Source organism: Methylobacterium sp. Leaf104, from assembly GCF_001422885.1.
Lineage (GTDB): Bacteria > Pseudomonadota > Alphaproteobacteria > Rhizobiales > Beijerinckiaceae > Methylobacterium.
Map to the genome: position 1 here is coordinate 1 of NZ_LMMZ01000017.1, position 22,975 is coordinate 22,975.

Here is a 22,975-nt window from a genome sequence, read left to right on the forward strand (position 1 = left end):
CCGGTGGCCATGGAAGAGAAGCTGCGCTTCGCCATCCGTGAAGGCGGACGCACCGTCGGCGCCGGCGTCGTCGCCGCCATCAACGATTAATCGCGCCGGCCTCGGGCGGCCCTCGCGGGGCTCCCGGCCGGCACCACGATAGGACGCGGCGCCCCGGATCGATCCGGGGCGCCGTTGCCGTTTTCGAGGCCGGCGCCCGCCCGGAAGCCGTCGCCAACGTTCTTCGCCGGCGACGCGGTTTGACCATTGCGAAGCCGTCGCGGCCGGTCTATAGCAGCGCCGCGGCGGGGGACTCGTCCTCCGCATAGGAGTGTAGCTCAACTGGTCAGAGCGCCGGTCTCCAAAACCGGAGGTTGCGGGTTCGAGTCCCTCCACTCCTGCCATTTGGCCGCGTCAGACCTGTCGACCCTCCCAGCCCTCTTCCCTTTCAGCAGATCGCTCCTCAGCGAAGTCCGGTCGGGCGCAGTCGACAAGCCCGGCGACTTGCGGTAGAGCGGTCGCCTTCCGAGATCGATGAAGGCCGTCGATGCAGGCTCCTCCCCGGAGCCGCCGCGTCGCGCTTTCCCGAAGCTCGGGCCGATCTCCCTGTTGTTGGCGCCATGGCATCGAACGAAGCATCGAAGAAAGTGGACCTCGCGCGCACCCCGCAGCGCGGCTCCACCACGCCGACGCCCCCTCGGGCGACTCCGCCCGTTCGCCCCGCGCAGAAGCGCGTCGGTCCTGCCGAGTTCTTGACCCAGGTTCGCGACGAGGGCCGCAAGGTCACGTGGCCGACCCGCAAGGAGACCGTCGTGACCACCGTGATGGTGTTCATCATGGTGGTGGTGGCGAGCATCTTCTTCACGGTGGTGGACCAGGCGCTGCGCTATCTCGTGACCCTGATCCTTGGGGTCGGCGCCTAACAACTTCTCGGCCCGGGCGCGCTGCGGCGTGATCGGGCTGACTGACGTCAGGATTTGGTGAGAACCGTGTCGAAGCGCTGGTACATCGTCCACGCCTACTCGAATTTCGAGAACAAGGTCGCGCAGTCCATCAAGGATCAGGCGGCCCAGCGTGGCCTGATGGAGCTGTTCGACGAGGTCATGGTCCCGACCGAGAAGGTCGTCGAGGTGCGCCGCGGCCGCAAGGTCGACGCCGAGCGCAAGTTTTTCCCCGGCTACGTCCTGGTGAAGTGCGACCTGACCGACGAGGTCTACCACCTCATCAAGAACACTCCGAAGGTAACGGGCTTCCTCGGGGCCGACAAGTCGAAGCCGGTTCCGATCCCGGACGCCGAGGCCGAGCGCATCAAGGGTCAGGTCGCCGAGGGCGTCGATCGCCCGAAGCCCTCCGTGTCCTTCGAGATCGGCGAGACGGTCCGTGTTTCCGACGGCCCCTTCGCCTCCTTCAACGGCACCGTCGAGGAGATCGACGAGAGTCGGTCGCGCCTCAAGGTCGCCGTCTCGATCTTCGGCCGTGCCACACCGGTCGAACTCGAGTACGGGCAGGTCGAGAAAATCTGATTTTTGGCGTCTTTCGAACGATCAGCCATGATTGTTCGCTGAATTCCATCGGGCGCTTTGCTCGGTCGGAAACCACCGTCGTCCGCGGCGGTGTCACACGCGGGAGGCCCGCCCGGTTCGCCGCCGGGATCTGCGGGCCGAACCGCGACCTGCAACCGCCTGATCCATCCGCGCTGAGGCCAGCCGGATGCCGGGCATTCTTTGGGAGCAGTCCCTATGGCAAAGAAGATCACGGGCTACGTGAAGCTTCAGGTTCCGGCCGGCGCCGCGAACCCGTCGCCGCCCATCGGCCCCGCGCTCGGTCAGCGCGGCCTCAACATCATGGAATTCTGCAAGGCCTTCAACGCGAAGACCTCTCAGATCGAGAAGGGCACCCCGATCCCGGTCGTCATCACGGCGTACCAGGACCGCTCCTTCACCTTCGAGATGAAGCAGCCGCCGGTCACCTTCTTCCTGAAGAAGGCCGCCGGCCTGAAGATCGGCAAGAAGCCGGCTTCCGGCTCGAAGACCCCGGGCAAGGGCCCGACCGTGGGCAAGGTGACCGAGGCGCAGCTGCGCGAGATCGCCGAGAAGAAGATGCCCGACCTGAACTGCGACTCGGTTGACGCCGCCGTCGCCATGATCCGTGGCTCCGCGCGGGCCATGGGCCTCGACGTCGTCGCTTAAGGGGAGGGCACAATGGCACACGAAGGCAAGCGCATCCGCGCCGCCCGCGAGGGCATCGACGCGCTCAAGCTCTATCCCATCGACGAGGCGATCAAGCTCGTCAAGGAAAAGGCCAGCGCCAAGTTCGACGAGACCGTCGAGATCTCGATGAACCTCGGCGTCGACCCGCGCCACGCCGACCAGATGGTCCGCGGCGTCTGCAACCTGCCCAACGGCTCCGGCCGCACGGTGCGGGTGGCGGTGTTCGCCCGCGGCGCCAAGGCCGACGAGGCCAAGGCCGCCGGCGCCGACATCGTGGGCGCCGAGGACCTCCTCGAGATCGTCCAGAGCGGCAAGATCGAGTTCGATCGCTGCATCGCGACGCCCGACCTGATGCCGCTCGTCGGCCGTCTCGGCAAGGTGCTCGGCCCGCGCGGCCTGATGCCGAACCCGAAGGTCGGAACCGTGACTATGGACGTGAAGGGTGCCGTCGCCGGCGCCAAGGGCGGCTCGGTCGAGTTCCGCGTCGAGAAGGCCGGCATCATCCACGCCGGCATCGGCAAGGTCTCGTTCGACGCCGACAAGCTCGTCGAGAACATCAAGGCCTTCGCCGACGCGGTCTCCAAGGCCAAGCCCGCCGGTGCCAAGGGCCAGTACGTCCAGCGCGTCGCCGTGACCTCCTCGATGGGTCCGGGCGTGAAGGTCGAGCCCTCGACGGTGCTGACCGCCTGATTCACGCCCCGGCGTGATCGCGAGTCGATGGAAACGCCCGGCCTCATGGTCGGGCGTTTTCGTATGTCCGGCCCTAACTAAGGCAGAAGACGCAAGCGCCGCCCCACGAACAGGGTCGCGGTGAGCCCGGCGAACATCGCCGCCCCGAAGACCCAGCCCGACACCGCCCCCGCCATGATGCCGGAGAGCAGCGTGCCGACGCTGCAGCCGAGCCCCGTCATCGCGCCCCAGCCGAGGAGGAGTCCGCCGAGGAGACCGCGCGCGGCCTGATTTCGGGTCGGACGCGCAGGACGGAATTCCCCCGCCGCGAGGGCGGCCGCGAAGGAGGCGATCACCAGCCCGGCGACGAACAAGCCGTTCGGGGTCAGCACCGCGTCCCGGATCGCCGTGGCGCAGCCGCGAAAGCCGTCGAGGCCTTCCAGGCGCTCGGGCAGGAGGCCGAGGGTTGCCGCTGCCTGCCGGCTGCGCCCGCCGATCTCGGCGGTGACGCCGAGCGGCCCCACCCGGAGATAGGCCAGCGTCCCGATGGCGCCCACCGCGAGGCCACCGATCCAGGTCGGCCAGCGCTCGGCGAACACCGCTCGCAGCGGATCGACCCGCCGCGGCGCCATTGTCACCGCTGGTGGCAGCCGCCGCAGGAGCGGCAGCGCCAGGGCCGCCAGGACACCGAGCGTGAGGACCAGGCTGCCGGCATAGCCGAGGTACCGCGGCAGCCAGAGCACCGGCGCCTCGCTGATGCTGGTGAGATAGAGCGTGTTCCAACTGACAAACCCCAGAACGAAGCCCAGTGCGGTGCCCACGAGGGCAAAGGGCGCCGTCGGCGAGCCCTCGCCGAGCCGGTAGAGATGCGCCCCGATGCAGGAGCCAGAGATCGCCATGCCGCTCCCGAACACGGCGCCCGCCAGGGCTAGGACCGGGCCTACGGGACCGATATGCGCGTCCGGAGCGAGGCGCGGGCCACCGGGGTCGGGGAGCCAAGCCCCGAGCACGACACCGTAGCCCACCGTGCCCACGGCCAGAGCCGCCAGGATGCCCAGCGCCCCGCGCGGATCGCCCCGGTCGATCAGGTCGCGCCACAGGCAGAGGAAGCAGAAGCGGGCGCGCTGCAGCACGAAGCCGAACGCGGTGCCGAAGGTGAGGGAGAGGGCGAGCCGACCGCTGCCGGGCTCCCCCGAGAGGTACCAGGCAGCAAAGAGCAGGCCCGCGCCGATCAGGCCTGCGAAGAGGGCGCGCAGCGGAACGGGGACGCGCCCGGCCTGGGGCCTGGGCGCGCCCGCATTTGCGAGGGGGGAGACGCTCACGGGGAGGCAGGGATTCGACGGCGCTTACTTGCCGGTCCAGACGGTCCCGGCGAGGTTCACCACGGGCACGCCCACGGTGTTGCCGTACTCCGTCCAGGACCCGTCGTAGTTGCGCACCGGGTAGCCGAGGATCCGGCTCAGGACGAACCAGGAATGGCTGGAGCGCTCGCCGATGCGGCATGAGGTGATCACCGGCTTCGAGCCGTCGATCCCGGCCTCCGCGTAGAGCTTCTTCAGTTCCGCCACGGGCTTGATGGTGCCGTCCGGATTGACGGCCTTGGCCCAGGGGACGTTCACCGAACCGGGGATGTGGCCGGCCCGGATCGCGAGTTCCTGGATGCCGGGCGGAGCGATGACCTTGCCGGAGAACTCGTCCGGCGAGCGGATGTCGAGGATCGCCTCGTTGCGCTCCTTGCGGGCAACGGCGAGCACATCCGCGAGGCGCGCGCGCTGCGCGCTGGAGACCGGCGTGACGGGGAAGCGCGAAGCCGCCACGTCCGGGCTTCGTGTCTCCAGCGGCCGCTTGTCGGCCTCCCACTTCTTGCGCCCGCCATCGAGGAGCTTGACGTTGTCCACGAGTCCGTACTGGGCGAAGACCCAGGCGCCCCAGGCGGCGAACCAGTTGTTGTTGTCGCCGTAGAGCACCACGGTGGTGTCGCGGTCGATGCCCAGGCGCCTGACCAGGGCAGCGAACTTCTCCGGTCCTGCGATGTCGCGGCTCACGGTCTCCACGAGGTCGGTGTGCCAGACCACGTTCTGTGCGCCGGGCACGTGGCCGCGCTCGTACACGCCCGGCTCGACGCTGACCTCGACGATGCGCAGCTTCGGGTCGGCGAGGTTGGCCTCGAGCCACTCGGTGGAGACGAGGGGACTCGACCGAGCTTGGCTCTGCTCGGCGGATTGCGCCACCCGAGCCCCGAGGGTCGGCAACGCCAGGACGGCCAGGGCAACCCGGGCGGCAAGGAGGATTCTGTAGGACACGGTCGCTCTCCAGCGGCGGAACGGCATCAGGGTTCGGGCCGGGCCGGCGATCACCGACAGCACCCTCTGGCCGCACACATGCCCGTGCCAGGCCCCGAAACTCGACGGCACGATCGTGTTGTTGAATTCGACCGAGAGCAATACCAAGTTATTTCAAAGATATATTGAGAGAGAGAACATCCTTTCCGTAGACTTGGTAACAAAACCAGGACTTTCTCGGACGCTCGACCGTTCGCGAGGCCGTCCGGAAACCGACCGCTTCGGACAACGCCGCGGTTGGGATGCGGATGCGCTTCCCGGGACGCGCGACGCAGCCCCGAGCGATCGCCCTCCATGGCGACCGAGCGATCGATTCTCGGTTCACGCGCGCCAGAATGGCTTCGCGCCTTCACGACGCAACGCGGTGCAATCGAGATCGAGCTCCGTCATTTGCTCCGATGTCATGGCCCTAATCGCATGGCGCCCCACGGCGCGGCGACGCCACAGCGCGACGAGGGCAATCGCGCGTGCCACAGGAGATGTCCGGAGTCGCCGGACCGGAGACCTAGCGGTCCCGTGGGATAGAAGAGCCCCCACCGGAGAACGACCGGTTGGCAAACTGTCTGGTCTCGATATCATCTACGGCCTCCATCGGATCGCCCCTCTCCATTGATCCGATTTTGACCGATATCAATCGAATCATTGCACTCGGAGCAATATCGACGTGAGCGACTACCGGACGATCTCCGACGGACTGGCGGCCGAGATCGCATCGGGCGCCCTGCCGCCGGGAACCCGACTGCCGCCACAGCGACAGTTCGCTTACGAACGCGGGATCGCGGTCTCGACGGCCAGCCGCGTCTACGCCGAATTGGTGCGGCGCGGCCTCGTCACCGGAGAAGTGGGGCGGGGGACCTATATCCGCGGCCCGGCCGGGATCGTCACGACGGTGGCGTCGGAGGCCGAGACGGGCCTGATCAACCTCGAACACGTCTTCTCCATCCTTCCCCATCAGGCCGCCGACCTCGCCACCAGCCTCCGGGCCCTGCTGGACCCGGCGGAACTGCAGGCGACCTTCCCACCGGTGCGACCCGCGGCGACCGCGCAGGCGCGAGAATCGGCCGCGGCCTTCTTCCAGAGGGGAGGCTGGTCGTCCGAGCCGGATCGCGTCCTCTTCACGGGAGCGGGGCGGCAGGGCATCGCCGCCGCGATGGCGGCCCTCGTCCAGCCCGGCGAGCGCATCGGGGTCGAGGCCCTGACCTATCCGGTGATCAGAGGGCTCGCGGCCCGGCTCGGGATCGTCCCGGTGCCGCTTTCCGTGGACGAGCGGGGGGTCCGGCCGGATGCCATCGCGGCGGCACAGAAGCAGGCACCCCTCCGCGCCCTGTACCTGCAGACCGTTCTGCAGAGCCCGCTCGGACACACCATGGACGAGGCGCGCCGCCGCACCATCGCGGACCTGCTGGAGCGTCACGACATCATGGGCATCGAGGACGCAGTCTACGGATTCCTCTGCGACGAGGAGCCCCTGGCGGCCATGGCCCCGAACCGCGTGATCCTGGTGGACAGCCTGTCGAAGCGGCTGGCGCCAGGCCTGAGCCTCGGCTTCGTCGCCGCCCCGGCCGCCCTCGTGGATCGCCTGGCCCGCATCATCCGCAACGGAGCCTGGACGGTGAGCGGCCTTCCCTTGGCGATGGCGATCCACGTGATCAACGACGGTCTGGCCGAGCGGATCGGCCGCGCCAAGCGCACGGATGCGGCGGCGCGCCAGACCCTCGCCCGCGAAGCCCTGTCCGGCCTCGATGTCCAGGGCGACCCGCGTGCCTATCACCTCTGGCTGACGCTTCCCGGTGCCTGGAACGCCGACCGCTACGCCGCGGCGGCGGCACGCAACGGGGTGGCGGTCTCGCCCGCAAGCGCCTTCGCCATCGATTCCGCCGCGGCGCCCAACGGGGTCCGCCTGGCCCTCGGGTCCCCGCCGATGGCCCGGCTCGCGAGCGCGCTCCAGATCCTCCGGAGGCTCGCCATCGAGGGAGAGGATTCCCAGGTCGAGTGAGCCCCGGACACCCAGCGCGTGGGACGCCGGCAAGCGCGTCGGCATCCGCGTCCGGCGCGGGGATCCGTTCAAAGCCGCGTGAAGGGGTGGGGCGGCCACCGAGAGGGAGCGGGTGCGATCGACGGAAAGCCATAGAAAACAACAGGGGAGGGTGACGCCTTCGCGCTTGGCTGTGCTAGGTATGCCGTCATGCGATGCACCCTCTCCGTGACCTCGAAGCGACGCATCCTGTGCGTCTTTCCCGCCTACACGCCGTCCTTCGGGACCTTCTCTCACGCCTACCCCCTGATGGGCGGCGTGAAGGCCTTCATGCCCCCGCAAGGGCTCCTGCTCATCGCGGCCTACATGCCGGAGGCCTGGGAGTACCGATTCATCGACGAGAACATCGCGCGGGCCGGCGCGGCGGACTTCGCCTGGGCCGACGCGGTGTTCGTCTCCGGCATGCACATACAGGCCCCGCAGATCCGGGACATCTACGCCCGGTCCCACGCGGCCGGTAAGGTGACCGTGCTCGGCGGCCCCTCGGTCTCCGGTTCTCCCGAGCAGTATCCCGAATTCGACTACCTGCATCTCGGCGAGATCGGCGACGCCACCGACGAACTGGTCGCGACCCTCGACCGCGACGTGTCCATTCCGGCGGCGCAGGTGCGCCTGGAGACCAAGGAGCGCCTGCCGCTCTCCGACTTCCCGGCTCCGGCCTACGAGGCGGCGCCGCTCAAGCGCTACCTCATCGGTTCGCTGCAGTTCTCCTCGGGTTGCCCCTATCGCTGCGAGTTCTGCGACATCCCGCAGCTCTATGGCCGCCAGCCGCGGCTGAAGAGCCCCGAGCAGATGCTCGGCGAGCTCGACGCGATCATCGCCCAGCCGGGCCACCCGGCGGTGGTCTACTTCGTCGACGACAACTTCATCGGCAACCGCAAGGCCACGAAGGACATGCTGCCCCACCTCGTGGCGTGGCAGAAGAAGAACGCCTATCCGCTCCAGTTCGCCTGCGAGGCGACCCTGAACATGGCCAAGCAGCCCGATATTCTCGAGCTGATGCGGCAGGCCAACTTCATGACCGTCTTCGTCGGCATCGAAACGCCGGAGGAGGACGCCCTCGCGGGAATCGACAAGAAGCACAACGCCGCTGTGCCGATGTACGAGGCGATCGAGACCCTCAACAGTTACGGCCTCGAGGTGACCTCGGGCATCATCCTCGGCCTCGACACCGACACCGACCAGTCCGAGCAGAAGCTCATCGACTTCATCGACAAGTCGGCCGTGCCCGTGCTGACCATGAACCTGCTGCAGGCGCTGCCGAAGACGCCGCTCTGGGACCGCCTGACCCGCGAGAACCGCCTCGTCCACGACGCCGCGCTGGAATCGAACGTCCTGTTCAAGCGCCCGCACGACGACGTGGTGGCCTCCTGGCGCCGGGCCATCGCCCATGCCTACGAGCCAGCGCAGATCTTCGAGCGCTTCCGGCATCAGGTGGAGGTGACCTACCCGAACCGGATCAAGACCCCGGTGAAGGGAAAGCTGACCCGCACCAACCTGCGCCGCGGCCTCGTGCTGGGCTTCAACATCGCCGTGCGCGTCGGCCTGCTGTCCGATTACCGCCGAGTGTTCTGGCGAGCCGCCGGCCACGCCCTCAAGCGCGGTCAGATCGAGGCGGTGTTCAACATGGGCTTCGTCGCCCACCACCTGATCCGCTTCACCCGCGAGGCCCTGCGCGGAGAGCACAACGCCTCGTTCTACGCCGCCAAGGCGGACCAGACGCGCAATGCCCGCGAGCCCTGGTGGCGGGCAGCGCGCAGATTCCTGCCGACCTGACAGGCGCTTACGCTCTGTCCGCGCGTGGTCCCGGATCGCAGTCCGGGACCGCCGACGGCGTCAAGGAAAATGCGCGGCCTGCGGCGGAATAATCGCCCGGGGCACTTGGCAGGCTGCTTGCAAGGCTCTATAGACCCCGCTCAACGTTTTCATACATGAGAAAGGAATCGGCCGATCGGTCGCATTCCGATTGAGAGATCGCCTGGGCAACCAGGTGGTGTTGGCCGGAAGGCTTCGAGGGGCATAAAACCCCTTCTGAGCTTCGTCCGGCCATGTCCTGTCCGAGACTGCAGGCGCCGGGCCACCGGCTTAATCCACAAGCCTGCACAGACTGGGAAGACCGAAATTCTATTGCCCTCGCCGGGTTCGCATCTCGCGGACAGGGTGAGGCATCGGTTTGAACCATCTCACCCGTGTCGTCCACCCGTTCCGGGGGGCGATAGGGGACAGGGCCGTGAAGCGTCGCCAAGGACGTTCCGGCTTCTTGTTAAGCCGAGTTCCGTCCCGGGCGGCATGTGCAACCGGCGGACCCGTTCTCGGGTTCCGCCAACCGGAGAGAGCCCCAGTGGACAGGACAGCCAAAGCTGATCTCGTCTCGACGCTCAACGGCGTGTTCGCGAACACCGCCGTCGTCGTCGTGGCCCACTACAAGGGCCTCACGGTCGCCGACATGCAGAAGCTGCGCTCGCAGATGAAGCAGGCCGGTGCCACCGTGAAGGTCACCAAGAACCGCCTCGCCAACATCGCTCTCGATGGCACGGACGTCGCCTCCATCAAGCCCCTCCTGAAGGGTCCGACCCTGCTCGCCTATTCGAGCGATCCGGTCGCGGCCGCCAAGGTTGCGGTGGACTTCGCCAAGGTCAACGACAAGCTCGTGATCCTCGGCGGCGCCATGGGCACGACTGCCCTGAACCCGGACGGTGTGAAGGCCCTCGCCTCGCTGCCGTCCCTCGACGAGCTGCGCGGCAAGATCGTGGGCCTCATCCAGGCTCCCGCGACCAAGATCGCCCAGGTCGTCAACGCACCGGCGGCCAAGCTCGCCCGCGTGTTCGGGGCCTATGCCACCAAGGACGAGGCTCAGAGCGAAGCGGCCTGAGGCCGCATCGCCCTTCTCAACCCATCCGTTCAAACCGATATCCAAGGGAATACCAACATGGCTGATCTTGCCAAGCTCGTCGACGACCTGTCCTCGCTGACCGTTCTCGAGGCCGCCGACCTCGCCAAGATGCTCGAAGAGAAGTGGGGCGTCTCGGCCGCCGCTGCCGTCGCCGTGGCCGCCGGCCCGGCCGCCGGTGGTGGTGGCGCTGCCGCCGCCGAGGAGCAGACCGAGTTCACGGTCATGCTCACCGCCGCCGGCGACAAGAAGATCGAGGTCATCAAGGAGGTCCGCGCGATCACCGGCCTCGGCCTCAAGGAAGCCAAGGACCTCGTCGAGGGTGCTCCGAAGGCCGTCAAGGAGTCCGTCAACAAGGAAGAGGCCGAGAAGCTCAAGGCCCAGCTCGAGAAGGCTGGCGCCAAGGTCGAGCTCAAGTAAGACCCTTCGGTGGACCGGACCGGTCCATCACTTTCCGTCAGGCTCCCCGGAGCCTGACGGCGCCAACGGCCCGCGGGTTCACGCCCGTGGGCCATGGTCGCTTCAGGCGGCCCGACCGGCCCACGCGAGGGCCACAGGATTTTCAGTTCGGGAGGGCGTCGTCCGGCGGGGCGGGCCCGAAGCCTGGTTGCGGGAGGCAGACGCCTTCCCCGGGCACCCGGTACGCGGGACGTAGGAGCGAGGTCACCCATGGCCAACACGCTGGTCGGTCGCAAGCGGATTCGCAAATTCTTCGGCAAGATCAAGGAAGTCGCCGAGATGCCGAACCTCATCGAGGTTCAGAAGGCGTCCTACGACCAGTTCCTGATCATGGACGAGCCGGAAGGCGGACGGGGCGACGAAGGCCTGCAGACCGTGTTCAAGTCGGTCTTCCCGATCTCGGATTTCTCCTCGACCGCACTCCTCGAGTTCGTGAAGTATACGTTCGAGCAGCCGAAATACGACGTCGACGAGTGCCGCCAGCGCGGCATCACGTATGCGGCCCCGCTCAAGGTGACGCTCCGCCTCATCGTGTTCGATGTGGATCCGGATACCGGCGCGAAGTCGGTCAAGGACATCAAGGAGCAGGACGTCTACATGGGCGACATGCCCCTGATGACGGAGAACGGCACCTTCATCGTCAACGGCACCGAGCGCGTCATCGTCTCCCAGATGCACCGCTCCCCGGGCGTGTTCTTCGACCACGACAAGGGTAAGACGCACTCCTCCGGCAAGCTCCTCTTCGCCGCCCGCATCATCCCGTATCGCGGCTCCTGGCTCGACGTCGAGTTCGATGCCAAGGATATCGTGCACGTCCGCATCGACCGGAAGCGCAAGCTTCCCGTGACGTCGCTGCTGTTCGCCCTCGGCCTGGATGGCGAGGAGATCCTGTCGACCTTCTACAACCGCGTGGTCTACGACCGCGACGGCGCCGACTGGCGCGTGCCCTACGACGCCGATCGCCTGAAGGGCTTCAAGGCGTCCGTCGATCTGATCGACGCCGAGTCCGGTGAGGTCGTGCTCGAGGCCGGTAAGAAGCTGAACGCCCGCAACGCCCGGCAGATCGCCGAGCGCGGCGTGCAGTTCCTGAAGGCCACCGACGAGGACCTGATCGGCCAGTACATCGCCGAGGACTTGGTCAACGCCAAGACCGGAGAAATCTGGGCCGAGGCCGGCGACGAGATCTCCGACAAGCTCCTGAAGAGCCTCGAGGATGTCGGCGTGTCCGAGCTGCCCGTGCTCGACATCGACCACATCAACGTCGGCCCCTACATCCGCAACACCCTCGCGGTGGACAAGAACTCCGGCCGCGAAGGCGCGCTGTTCGACATCTACCGGGTCATGCGTCCCGGCGAGCCGCCGACCCTGGACACCGCCGAGGCGATGTTCCACTCGCTGTTCTTCGATCCCGAGCGCTACGATCTCTCGGCCGTCGGCCGCGTGAAGATGAACATGCGCCTCGACCTCGACGCCGAGGACACCGTGCGGACATTGCGCCGCGAGGACATGCTCGCGGTCGTCAAGGCCCTGGTGGACCTACGCGACGGCAAGGGCGAGATCGACGACATCGATCACCTCGGCAACCGCCGGGTGCGCTCGGTCGGCGAGTTGATGGAGAACCAATACCGCCTCGGTCTGCTCCGCATGGAGCGCGCCATCAAGGAGCGGATGTCCTCCGTCGATATCGACACGGTGATGCCGCAGGATCTCATCAACGCGAAGCCGGCGGCCGCAGCCGTACGCGAGTTCTTCGGCTCCTCCCAGCTGTCGCAGTTCATGGACCAGACCAATCCGCTCTCGGAAGTGACGCACAAGCGTCGCCTCTCGGCGCTTGGCCCTGGCGGCCTGACCCGCGAGCGCGCCGGCTTCGAGGTGCGCGACGTGCACCCGACCCATTACGGCCGCATCTGTCCGATCGAGACGCCGGAAGGCCCGAACATTGGCCTGATCAATTCTCTGGCCACCTTCGCGCGGGTCAACAAGTACGGTTTCATCGAGACCCCGTTCCGGCGGGTGAAGGACGGCGTCGTCACCACCGACGTCGCCTACCTCTCGGCGATGGAGGAGGCGAAGTACTACGTCGCCCAGGCCAACGCCCAGATGGACGAGAACTTCAAGCTGACCGAAGATCTCGTGGTCTGCCGTCGGGCCGGCGACGTCATCGTCGTGCCGCCCGATCGCGTCGACCTCATGGACGTGTCGCCCAAGCAGCTCGTCTCGGTGGCGGCCGCGCTCATCCCGTTCCTCGAGAACGACGACGCGAACCGCGCCCTGATGGGCTCGAACATGCAGCGCCAGGCCGTGCCGCTGGTTCGCGCCGACGCGCCCTTCGTCGGCACCGGCATGGAGGCCGTGGTCGCACGCGACTCCGGTGCCGCCATCGCGGCACGCCGGACCGGTATCGTCGATCAGGTGGACGCCACCCGTATCGTCATCCGGGCCACCGAGGAGGCCGATGCCAACAAGCCGGGCGTCGACATCTACCGCCTGCAGAAGTTCCAGCGCTCCAACCAGTCGACCTGCATCACGCAGAAGCCGCTGGTGCGCGTCGGCGAGGCCGTGAAGAAGGGCGAGATCATCGCCGACGGTCCCTCGACGGAGTTCGGCGAGCTGGCGCTGGGCCGGAACGTACTCGTCGCGTTCATGCCGTGGAACGGCTACAACTTCGAGGACTCGATCCTGCTCTCCGAGCGGATCGTGAAGGATGACGTGTTCACCTCGATCCACATCGAGGAATTCGAGGTGATGGCCCGAGACACCAAGCTCGGTCCGGAGGAAATCACCCGCGACATCCCGAACGTCTCGGAAGAGGCGCTCAAGAACCTTGACGAAGCCGGCATCGTCTACATCGGCGCCGAGGTCCATGCGGGCGACATCCTGTGCGGCAAGATCACGCCGAAGGGCGAGAGCCCGATGACGCCGGAGGAGAAGCTCCTGCGCGCCATCTTCGGCGAGAAGGCGTCCGACGTGCGCGACACCTCGCTCCGGGTCCCCCCGGGCGTGACCGGCACGATCGTCGAGGTCCGGGTGTTCAACCGCCACGGCGTCGACAAGGACGAGCGCGCCCAGGCGATCGAGCGCGAGGAGATCGAGCGTCTCGCCAAGGATCGCGACGACGAGCAGGCGATCCTCGATCGCAACACCTACGCGCGTCTCGCCACCGTGCTCATCGGTCAGGCCCCCATCGCCGGCCCGAAGGGCTTCAAGAAGGAGACCACGCTCAGCCGTGAGCTCCTCAGCGAGTACCCGCGTTCGCAATGGTGGCAGTTCGCCGTCATCGACGACCGTCTCATGACCGAGATGGAAGCGATGCAGAAGCAGTACGACGAGTCGAAGAAGCGCCTCGAGCAGCGCTTCCTCGACAAGGTCGAGAAGCTGCAGCGCGGCGACGAGCTTCCGCCCGGTGTCATGAAGATGGTCAAGGTCTTCGTGGCGGTGAAACGCAAGATCCAGCCCGGCGACAAGATGGCAGGCCGTCACGGCAACAAGGGTGTCGTCTCGCGGATCGTGCCGATCGAGGACATGCCGTTCCTGGAGGACGGGACCCATGCCGACATCGTGCTGAACCCGCTCGGCGTGCCCTCGCGCATGAACGTCGGTCAGATCCTCGAGACCCACCTCGGCTGGGCCGCGGCCGGTCTCGGCCGGAAGGTCGGCCAGGCGGTGGATGCCTACCTGCGCAGCCAGGACATCGAGCCCCTCCGGGACGAGATGAAGGCGATCTACTCGCCGTCCGAGCTCGAAGGGCTGTCAGACGAAGAACTGGCCGAGGCCGCCAACAACGTGCGCCGCGGCGTGCCGATGGCGACCCCGGTGTTCAACGGCGCCAAGGAAGCCGACATCGAGCAGATGCTGGAGATGGCCGGTCTCGACCGGTCGGCCCAGTCGACGCTCTATGACGGCCGCTCGGGCGAGCCCTTCGACCGCAAGGTGACGATGGGCTACATCTACATGCTGAAACTGCACCACCTCGTGGACGACAAGATCCACGCGCGGTCGATCGGTCCGTACTCCCTCGTCACCCAGCAGCCGCTGGGCGGAAAGGCGCAGTTCGGCGGTCAGCGCTTCGGCGAGATGGAGGTCTGGGCCCTCGAGGCCTACGGCGCCGCGTACACGCTGCAGGAGATGCTCACGGTCAAGTCGGACGACGTGGCCGGCCGCACCAAGGTCTACGAGGCCATCGTGCGCGGCGACGACACCTTCGAGGCCGGCATCCCCGAATCGTTCAACGTGCTCGTCAAGGAGATGCGCTCGCTGGGCCTCAACGTGGAGCTCACCTCCTCGAAGAAGCTCGCCAACGACCAGATCGAGCCGCCCGCAGAGGCGGCCGAATAACCACCGCATCACGCTCCCGCGCCGGGCTCGACCCCGGCGCGGTCGGAGCGGGGAGGGGCAGGGCCTCCCGTTCTACGGTCAGTGACGATCCGGCCGGTCGTCGCGCCGCACCCGTTTACAGCACGTGGTCAGCCCCTCGGCGGAGGGTGCGCCTCGTCAGCAGGAGTAGATCATGAACCAAGAGGTCATGAATCTTTTCAACCAGCAGGCTCAGCCCCAGAGCTTCGACCAGATCAAGATCTCGATCTCGTCGCCGGAGAAGATCCTCTCGTGGTCTTTCGGCGAGATCAAGAAGCCCGAGACGATCAACTATCGTACGTTCAAGCCCGAGCGTGACGGCCTGTTCTGCGCGCGCATCTTCGGCCCCATCAAGGACTACGAGTGCTTGTGCGGCAAGTACAAGCGCATGAAGTACAAGGGCGTCATCTGTGAGAAGTGCGGCGTCGAGGTCACCCTCGCGCGCGTCCGGCGCGACCGGATGGGCCATATCGAGCTTGCCGCGCCCGTCGCCCACATCTGGTTCCTGAAGTCGCTGCCCTCGCGCATCGGCCTGCTGCTCGACATGGCCCTGAAGGACCTCGAGCGGATTCTCTACTTCGAGTCCTATTGCGTGATCGAGCCGGGCCTCACCCCCCTCAAGGAGCGTCAGCTCCTGTCGGAGGAGGAGTACCTGCGCGCGCAGGAGGAGTACGGCGAGGACAGCTTCACCGCCATGATCGGCGCCGAGGCCATCCGCCGGATCCTGCAGGAGCTGGACCTCGACGGCATCGCCGATTCGCTGCGCGAGGAGATCGCCACTACCACGTCGGAGCTGAAGCCCAAGAAGCTGCTCAAACGCCTGAAGATCATCGAGGCCTTCCAGATGTCGGGCAACAAGCCCGAATGGATGATCCTCACCGTGGTGCCGGTGATCCCGCCGGACCTGCGCCCGCTCGTCCCCCTGGATGGCGGCCGCTTCGCCACGTCCGACCTGAACGACCTCTACCGCCGCGTCATCAACCGCAACAACCGCCTCAAGCGGCTGATCGAGCTGCGTGCGCCGGACATCATCATCCGCAACGAGAAGCGCATGCTTCAGGAAGCGGTGGATGCGCTGTTCGACAACGGCCGCCGCGGCCGCGTCATCACGGGCGCCAACAAGCGTCCGCTGAAGTCGCTCGCCGACATGCTGAAGGGCAAGCAGGGCCGCTTCCGCCAGAACCTCCTCGGCAAGCGCGTCGACTACTCCGGCCGCTCGGTCATCGTCGTCGGTCCCGAGTTGAAGCTGCACCAGTGCGGCCTGCCGAAGAAGATGGCGCTGGAGCTGTTCAAGCCGTTCATCTACGCGCGCCTCGACGCCAAGGGCTTCTCCGCCACGGTGAAGCAGGCCAAGAAGCTCGTGGAGAAGGAGAAGCCGGAGGTCTGGGACATCCTCGACGAGGTGATCCGCGAGCACCCGGTGATGCTGAACCGCGCGCCGACCCTGCACCGCCTCGGCATCCAGGCCTTCGAGCCCAAGCTTATCGAGGGCAAGGCGATCCAGCTGCACCCGCTGGTCTGCACCGCCTTCAACGCGGACTTCGACGGCGACCAGATGGCCGTGCACGTTCCCCTGAGCCTCGAAGCTCAGCTGGAAGCGCGCGTCCTGATGATGTCGACCAACAACATCCTGCACCCGGCGAACGGTCACCCGATCATCGTGCCGTCGCAGGACATCGTGCTCGGCCTCTACTACCTGTCGATCGTGGCCGAGGGGGCGGTCGGCGCCTTCGACCCGACCAACAAACAGAACCCGATGCAGGGTGTCTTCGGCAACATCGGCGAGCTCGAGCACGCCCTGGCCGCCAAGACCGTCAAGCTGCACTCGAAGATCCGCTGGCGCTGGAACGGCATCGGCCCCGACGGCGAGCCGCTGACCAAGACCTACGACACCACGCCGGGCCGGGTCATCCTGTCCACGGCCCTGCCGCAGCACGCCAAGGTGCCCTTCGACGTCGTCAACAAGCTGATGACCAAGAAGGAGATCTCGGCGATGATCGACACCGTCTACCGCCACTGCGGTCAGAAGGAGTCGGTGATTTTCTGTGATCGCATCATGGCGCTCGGCTTCAACCACGCATTCAAGGCCGGCATCTCGTTCGGCAAGGATGACATGGTCGTGCCGGCCAACAAGTGGTCGATCGTCGGGTCGACCCGCGACCTGGTCAAGGAATTCGAGCAGCAGTTCAACGACGGTCTGATCACCCAGGGTGAAAAGTACAACAAGGTCGTCGATGCCTGGGGCAAGTGCTCGGCCCGCCTCGCCGACGAGATGATGGCCGCGATCTCCGCGGTCCAGAAGGACGAGAACGGGACCGACAAGCAGGTCAACTCGGTCTACATGATGGCGAATTCCGGCGCCCGCGGCTCCCGTGAGCAGATGCGCCAGCTCGCCGCCATGCGCGGCCTGATGAGCAAGCCCTCGGGCGAGATCATCGAGACGCCGATCATCTCGAACTTCAAGGAAGGCCTCGACGTGCTCGAGTACTTCAACTCCACCCACGGCGCCCGCAAGGGCCTCGCGGACACGGCGTTGAAGACCGCGAACTCGGGCTACCTGACCCGTCGTCTCGTCGACGTGGCCCAGGACGCCGTCATCCGTGAGGTTGATTGTGGCACCACCAACGGCATCCGCATGCGCGCCATCGTGGATGCGGGCCAGGTCGTGGCTCCGCTCGCCATCCGCATTCTCGGGCGTGCGACGGCCGAGGACCTCGTGGCCCTCGACGGAACGGTGATCGTCAAGACCAACGAGACGATCGAGGAGAAGCACCTGCCGGCCATCCAGGCGGCCGGGATCCAGGAGGTCAAGATCCGTTCGGTGCTCGTCTGCGCCACCAAGAGCGGCGTCTGCGCCACCTGCTACGGGCGCGATCTCGCCCGCGGCACGCCCGTCAACATGGGCGAGGCCGTCGGCGTCATCGCGGCGCAGTCCATCGGCGAGCCGGGCACCCAGCTCACCATGCGCACCTTCCACATCGGTGGCGCTGCCCAGATCTCCGATTCGTCCTTCATCGAATCGAGCTTCGAGGGCACGATCAAGATCCGGAACCGCGCCCTGGCACGGAACTCGGATGGCGATCTCATCGCCACCGGCCGTAACGTCTCCATCGTGATCGTCGGCTCCGACGGCACCGAGCGCGCCAATCACCGCCTGCAATACGGCGCGAAGCTGCGCGTGGACGAGGGCGACACCGTCAAGCGCGGCCAGCGCATCGCCGAGTGGGATCCCTACACCCGTCCCATCATCACCGAGACGGACGGCGTGGTGGCCTACGAGGACCTGATCGACGGCCAGTCGATCACCGAGACCACCGACGAGTCGACCGGCATCGCCAAGCGCGTCGTCATCGATTGGCGGGGGACCGCCCGCACTGCCGACCTCAAGCCGGCGATGCTGGTGCTCGATGCCGACGGCAAGCCGATGAAGCTGCCGCGCGGCTCGGATGCCCGCTACTTCCTGCCCGTCGACGCCATCATCGGCTACGACCCGGGCGCGAAGGTGAAGGCCGGCGACATCCTGGCCCGCGTCTCCGCCGACTCGGCCAAGACCCGCGACATCACCGGCGGTCTGCCGCGGGTGGCGGAGCTGTTCGAGGCCCGTCGTCCGAAGGACGCGGCGATCATCGCGGAAAAGTCGGGCACGATCCAGTTCGGGCGCGACTACAAGAACAAGCGTCGCCTGACGCTGACGCCGCATGACGGCTCCGACGCGGTCGAGTACCTGATCCCGAAGGGCAAGCACATCCACCTCCAGGACGGGGACGTGGTCGAGCTCGGCGACTACATCGTCGACGGCAACCCCGCGCCGCACGACATCCTGGCGATCAAGGGCGTGGAGGAGCTCGCTGCCTACCTCGTCAACGAGATCCAGGAGGTCTACCGGCTCCAGGGCGTGTCGATCAACGACAAGCACATCGAGGTCATCGTCCGGCAGATGCTGCAGAAGGTCGAGATCACCGACGGCGGCGATTCCGACATCCTGACCGGCGACCAGATTGACCGGACGGAGCTGGCGGAAGTCAACGAGAAGCTGCTTGCCGAGGGCAAGAAGCCGGTCGTCGGGGTGCCTGTCCTCCTCGGCATCACCAAGGCGAGCCTGCAGACGAAGTCGTTCATCTCGGCGGCCTCGTTCCAGGAGACCACCCGCGTGCTCACCGAGGCGGCTGTCAACGGCAAGATCGACTACCTCGAGGGGTTGAAGGAGAACGTCATCGTCGGGTCCCTCATCCCGGCCGGCACGGGCTCCATGGCTGCCGAGATCCGCGCCGTGGCGCGGCGTCGCGACAACCTGATCCTGCAGCAGAAAGCCACCGAGAGCGGGGCGCAGCCCCTCTCCGAGTTGCCGCCCGCCGCCGAGTAGACGGATCGGCGCATCGCGCCAGAGAAGAAGGGGCTGCCCGCCGGGCGGCCCCTTTTTCGTGAGGGGCGATAGCCCGCGTCTGCGGGCCCTCCGGACCCCGCAACTTCATGAACTTGTGACGGAATGGGTTGACGCGGGGCGAATCCGCCTCTATCAGGCCCTCATTGAACGGCTGGCCGTAGGCAGCAATCGATCGTGAGGCCCAAGGCCTCGATCCGGGCTTCCTAAACGCATCCGACTTCAACAGACGAACACGTGTCAGCCCGGCACGATCGCTTGCTTCGATGCAGGTGATCCTCTGCTTGCAACGGCGCGCCAAAGGCTGAAATCAGCCTGGGGCGCGGTTTTGCGTTTCGTCGCACGCTCATGTGCGATGCCGGGGCCGGCCAGAACGAGATTTGGATTTCGACGGTCACCGACGCAGGTGACGCGTTTCGAGAGGATTGGCATGCCGACGATCAACCAGCTGATCGCTCAGCCGCGCAAGGCGCAGAAGAGCCGCAACAAGGTGCCGGCGCTCGACGCCTGCCCGCAGAAGCGTGGCGTCTGCACCCGCGTCTATACGACGACCCCGAAGAAGCCGAACTCCGCGCTCCGCAAGGTCGCCAAGGTTCGTCTGACCAACGGCTTCGAGGTCATCGGTTACATCCCGGGCGAGGGTCACAACCTTCAGGAGCACTCCGTGGTGATGATCCGTGGCGGCCGTGTGAAGGACCTTCCGGGTGTGCGCTACCACATCCTGCGCGGCGTGCTCGACACGCAGGGCGTCAAGGGTCGCAAGCAGCGCCGTTCCAAGTACGGCGCCAAGCGGCCGAAGTAAGACCGATATTCGCGCACCCCGTAAGGATGTCGCCGGCCTCTCAGAGGCTCAAGGCGGCCTGCGCGGGGTGGTTTCAAGAAGACCAAGTTTAAGACGGAGCGAGCGATGTCCCGCCGCCATTCTGCCGAGAAGCGTGAGATCATCCCGGACCCGAAGTACGGGGACATCGTGCTGACCAAGTTCATGAACTCGATCATGTACGAGGGAAAGAAGTCGACCGCTGAGCGCATCGTCTACGGTGCCTTCGACATCGTCGAGAACCGCGCCCGCGCCAACCCGATCGAAGTCTTCCGCGCTGCCCTCGACAACGTCGCTCCGGCGATCGAGGTGCGTTCCCGCCGCGTCGGCGGCGCGACCTACCAGGTTCCCGTCGAGGTGCGCACCGAGCGCCGCCAGGCGCTGGCCATCCGCTGGCTGATCCAGGCCGCTCGCGGCCGCAACGACCGCACCATGGTCGAGCGCCTCTCGGCCGAGTTGCTCGACGCCGCCAACAACCGCGGCAACGCCGTGAAGAAGCGGGAAGACACCCACCGGATGGCTGAAGCCAACCGCGCCTTCTCGCACTACCGCTGGTAAGCGGACCCGGACCCTTTCAGGAGCAATCCGATGCCCCGCACGCACGCGATCGAGGACTACCGCAACTTCGGCATCATGGCCCACATCGATGCCGGCAAGACCACGACCACCGAGCGGATCCTCTACTACACCGGCAAGTCCCATAAGATCGGCGAAGTCCATGACGGCGCCGCGACGATGGATTGGATGACGCAGGAGCAGGAGCGTGGCATCACGATCACCTCGGCTGCGACGACCTGCTTCTGGCGCGACAAGCGCCTGAACATCATCGACACCCCCGGCCACGTGGATTTCACCATCGAGGTGGAGCGCTCGCTCCGCGTGCTCGACGGCGCCGTCTGCGTGCTCGACGGCAACCAGGGCGTCGAGCCGCAGACCGAGACGGTCTGGCGGCAGGCCGACAAGTACGACGTGCCGCGCGTCGTGTTCGTCAACAAGATGGACAAGATCGGCGCGGACTTCTTCAAGTGCGTGGCCGACATCATCGATCGCGTTGCCGGTAAGCCGGTCTGCCTACAGCTGCCGATCGGCGCCGAGAACACGTTCAAGGGTGTGATCGACCTGATCAAGATGAAGGCCATCGTCTGGACGTCGGAGAAGCTCGGCGCGGACTTCTCGGAGACCGAGATCCCGGCCGACCTCGCCGACCAGGCCGCCGAGTACCGCGTCAAACTCGTCGAAGCCTGCGTGGAGATGGATGACGACGCCATGTCGGCCTACCTCGACGGTGTCGAGCCGGATGCCGAGACCATGCACCGCCTCATCCGCACCGCCGTGCAGCGCCGCGCCTTTCACCCCGTGCTCTGCGGCTCGGCCTTCAAGAACAAGGGCGTTCAGCCCCTGCTCGACGCCGTCGTCGATTACCTGCCGTCGCCCGCCGATCGCGGCGAGATCAAGGGCATCGACTTCAAGACCGAGGAAGAGACCGTCCGTCACCCGTCGGATACGGATCCCTTCTCCATGCTCGCCTTCAAGATCATGGACGATCCGCACGTCGGCACGATCACCTTCTGCCGCGTGTACTCGGGCAAGATCGAGTCGGGCGCCAACGTCCTGAACTCGTCGCGCGACAAGAAGGAGCGCGTCGGCCGCATGCTTCTCATGCACGCCAACAACCGCGAGGACGTCAAGGAAGCCTTCACCGGCGACATCGTGGCGCTCGCAGGCCTCAAGGACACCCGCACGGGCGACACGCTCTGCGATCCGCAGAAGGCCGTCATCCTCGAGAAGATGGAATTCCCCGAGCCGGTGATCGAGATCGCCGTCGAGCCGAAGTCCAAGGCTGACCAGGAGAAGCTGGGCATCGCCCTCGCCAAGCTAGCCGCCGAGGACCCGTCCTTCCGGGTCTCCACGGACCAGGAATCGGGCCAGACCATCCTGCGCGGAATGGGCGAGCTCCATCTCGACATCAAGGTCGACATCCTGCGCCGCACCTACATGGTCGACGCGAATATCGGCCAGCCCCAGGTGGCGTACCGCGAGAAGCTCACGAAGCGCACCGAGATCGACTACACCCACAAGAAGCAGACCGGCGGTACCGGTCAGTTCGCTCGGGTGAAGTTCGTCGTCGAGCCGAACGAGCCCGGCAAGGGCTTCGAGTTCGCCTCGAAGATCATCGGCGGCGCGGTGCCCAAGGAATACATCCCGGGCGTCGAGAAGGGCCTGAATTCGGTGCTCGGTGCCGGCATCCTCGCCGGCTTCCCAGTGGTCGACATCAAGGTCGAGCTGATCGACGGCGCCTACCACGACGTCGACTCGTCGGCCCTCGCTTTCGAGATCGCGTCGCGCGCAGCGCTCCGTGAAGCCCTCCAGAAGGGCGGCTCGGTGCTCCTCGAGCCGGTGATGAAGGTCGAGGTCGTCTCGCCGGAAGAGTATACCGGTTCGGTGATCGGCGATCTGAACTCCCGCCGTGGCCAGATCCAGGGCCAGGACATGCGCGGCAATGCGAACGTCATCAACGCGATGGTGCCGCTGGCCAACATGTTCGGTTACGTGAACCAGCTCCGGTCCTTCTCACAGGGCCGCGCCAACTTCACGATGCAGTTCGACCATTACGAAGAGGTGCCGCGCGGCGAGGCCGAGAAGGTCGTCGCCAAGTACGCCTAAGACGGCGGCGCCCCTCGGGGCGCCTCCCGCACCCCTTCAGACGCAACATCAGATCAGACGGAGGCTATCATGGCCAAAGAGAAATTCGCGCGTACGAAGCCGCACTGCAACATTGGCACGATTGGTCACGTGGATCACGGCAAGACGTCTTTGACGGCGGCGATCACGAAGGT

At 66.5% G+C, this 22,975-nt stretch carries 16 protein-coding genes, 1 tRNA gene and 1 pseudogene; 16 read left to right on the forward strand and 2 right to left on the reverse strand.

Annotated elements, in window-relative coordinates; translation table 11 throughout:
* From ASF49_RS23080 to rplA, 6 genes and pseudogenes are all read left to right on the forward strand, one after another.
* A pseudogene (locus tag ASF49_RS23080) lies at positions 1-90 on the forward strand (EF-Tu/IF-2/RF-3 family GTPase); the annotation flags it as partial.
* A gap of 216 nt (positions 91-306) precedes the next feature.
* Positions 307-383, forward strand: a tRNA-Trp gene (locus ASF49_RS12255).
* 216 nt (positions 384-599) lie between these two features.
* Entirely contained in the window at positions 600-902 is a 303-nt protein-coding gene (gene secE / locus ASF49_RS24810; RefSeq protein ID WP_056473091.1) for a preprotein translocase subunit SecE, read from the forward strand.
* 66 nt (positions 903-968) lie between these two features.
* Positions 969-1,502, forward strand: coding sequence for a transcription termination/antitermination protein NusG (gene nusG, locus ASF49_RS12265; protein WP_056183491.1), 534 nt, complete (start codon positions 969-971; stop codon positions 1,500-1,502).
* Between the two features lie 216 nt (positions 1,503-1,718).
* Positions 1,719-2,168, forward strand: a complete 450-nt coding sequence (rplK, locus tag ASF49_RS12270; protein ID WP_018044245.1) for a 50S ribosomal protein L11 — start codon at positions 1,719-1,721, stop codon at positions 2,166-2,168.
* Between the two features lie 12 nt (positions 2,169-2,180).
* A complete protein-coding gene (gene rplA / locus ASF49_RS12275) occupies positions 2,181-2,879 on the forward strand; it encodes a 50S ribosomal protein L1 (protein ID WP_056183492.1) in 699 nt (232 codons plus the stop codon).
* A 77-nt stretch (positions 2,880-2,956) separates the two neighbouring features.
* Here rplA and ASF49_RS12280 read toward each other — a convergent pair whose 3' ends face one another.
* Positions 2,957-4,180 carry a YeeE/YedE family protein gene (locus ASF49_RS12280; RefSeq protein ID WP_056473094.1) on the reverse strand — a complete coding sequence of 408 codons (1,224 nt, stop codon included), beginning with the start codon at positions 4,178-4,180 and terminating at the stop codon, positions 2,957-2,959.
* Positions 4,181-4,204: 24 nt separating this feature from the next.
* Positions 4,205-5,161 carry a sulfurtransferase gene (locus ASF49_RS12285; RefSeq protein ID WP_056473112.1) on the reverse strand — a complete coding sequence of 319 codons (957 nt, stop codon included), beginning with the start codon at positions 5,159-5,161 and terminating at the stop codon, positions 4,205-4,207.
* A 703-nt stretch (positions 5,162-5,864) separates the two neighbouring features.
* Between ASF49_RS12285 and ASF49_RS12290 the strand changes: the two genes are divergently transcribed.
* The 10 genes from ASF49_RS12290 to ASF49_RS23660 all read left to right on the forward strand — a co-directional run.
* The gene (locus tag ASF49_RS12290) at positions 5,865-7,196 is read left to right on the forward strand and encodes an aminotransferase-like domain-containing protein (protein ID WP_056473097.1); all 1,332 of its coding nucleotides are present in this window, start codon (positions 5,865-5,867) and stop codon (positions 7,194-7,196) included.
* A 189-nt stretch (positions 7,197-7,385) separates the two neighbouring features.
* The gene (locus ASF49_RS12295; protein WP_056473099.1) at positions 7,386-9,011 is read left to right on the forward strand and encodes a B12-binding domain-containing radical SAM protein; all 1,626 of its coding nucleotides are present in this window, start codon (positions 7,386-7,388) and stop codon (positions 9,009-9,011) included.
* 565 nt (positions 9,012-9,576) lie between these two features.
* A complete protein-coding gene (gene rplJ / locus ASF49_RS12300) occupies positions 9,577-10,107 on the forward strand; it encodes a 50S ribosomal protein L10 (protein WP_055954702.1) in 531 nt (176 codons plus the stop codon).
* A 57-nt stretch (positions 10,108-10,164) separates the two neighbouring features.
* Positions 10,165-10,545, forward strand: coding sequence for a 50S ribosomal protein L7/L12 (rplL, locus tag ASF49_RS12305; protein ID WP_056473101.1), 381 nt, complete (start codon positions 10,165-10,167; stop codon positions 10,543-10,545).
* A gap of 249 nt (positions 10,546-10,794) precedes the next feature.
* The gene (gene rpoB, locus ASF49_RS12310; RefSeq protein ID WP_056473103.1) at positions 10,795-14,919 is read left to right on the forward strand and encodes a DNA-directed RNA polymerase subunit beta; all 4,125 of its coding nucleotides are present in this window, start codon (positions 10,795-10,797) and stop codon (positions 14,917-14,919) included.
* A 172-nt stretch (positions 14,920-15,091) separates the two neighbouring features.
* Positions 15,092-19,300: a DNA-directed RNA polymerase subunit beta' gene (gene rpoC / locus ASF49_RS12315; protein WP_056473105.1), complete on the forward strand. Its 4,209-nt coding sequence runs from the start codon at positions 15,092-15,094 to the stop codon at positions 19,298-19,300.
* 448 nt (positions 19,301-19,748) lie between these two features.
* Positions 19,749-20,120 carry a 30S ribosomal protein S12 gene (gene rpsL, locus ASF49_RS12320; RefSeq protein WP_018044234.1) on the forward strand — a complete coding sequence of 124 codons (372 nt, stop codon included), beginning with the start codon at positions 19,749-19,751 and terminating at the stop codon, positions 20,118-20,120.
* A gap of 105 nt (positions 20,121-20,225) precedes the next feature.
* Positions 20,226-20,696, forward strand: a complete 471-nt coding sequence (rpsG, locus tag ASF49_RS12325; RefSeq protein WP_056183508.1) for a 30S ribosomal protein S7 — start codon at positions 20,226-20,228, stop codon at positions 20,694-20,696.
* Positions 20,697-20,726: 30 nt separating this feature from the next.
* The gene (gene fusA / locus ASF49_RS12330) at positions 20,727-22,802 is read left to right on the forward strand and encodes an elongation factor G (RefSeq protein ID WP_056473109.1); all 2,076 of its coding nucleotides are present in this window, start codon (positions 20,727-20,729) and stop codon (positions 22,800-22,802) included.
* 69 nt (positions 22,803-22,871) lie between these two features.
* Positions 22,872-22,975: GTP-binding protein (locus tag ASF49_RS23660; RefSeq protein WP_244472826.1), on the forward strand; the 104-nt coding region annotated here is incomplete at its 3' end.

Coding starts and splice junctions, on each gene's coding strand:
- secE (WP_056473091.1), top strand. CDS start 600: ATGGCATCGAACGAAGCATCGAAGAAAGTGGACCTCGCGCGCACCCCG.
- rplK (WP_018044245.1), top strand. CDS start 1,719: ATGGCAAAGAAGATCACGGGCTACGTGAAGCTTCAGGTTCCGGCCGGC.
- rplA (WP_056183492.1), top strand. CDS start 2,181: ATGGCACACGAAGGCAAGCGCATCCGCGCCGCCCGCGAGGGCATCGAC.
- ASF49_RS12295 (WP_056473099.1), top strand. CDS start 7,386: ATGCGATGCACCCTCTCCGTGACCTCGAAGCGACGCATCCTGTGCGTC.
- rplL (WP_056473101.1), top strand. CDS start 10,165: ATGGCTGATCTTGCCAAGCTCGTCGACGACCTGTCCTCGCTGACCGTT.
- rpoB (WP_056473103.1), top strand. CDS start 10,795: ATGGCCAACACGCTGGTCGGTCGCAAGCGGATTCGCAAATTCTTCGGC.
- rpoC (WP_056473105.1), top strand. CDS start 15,092: ATGAACCAAGAGGTCATGAATCTTTTCAACCAGCAGGCTCAGCCCCAG.
- rpsL (WP_018044234.1), top strand. CDS start 19,749: ATGCCGACGATCAACCAGCTGATCGCTCAGCCGCGCAAGGCGCAGAAG.
- rpsG (WP_056183508.1), top strand. CDS start 20,226: ATGTCCCGCCGCCATTCTGCCGAGAAGCGTGAGATCATCCCGGACCCG.
- fusA (WP_056473109.1), top strand. CDS start 20,727: ATGCCCCGCACGCACGCGATCGAGGACTACCGCAACTTCGGCATCATG.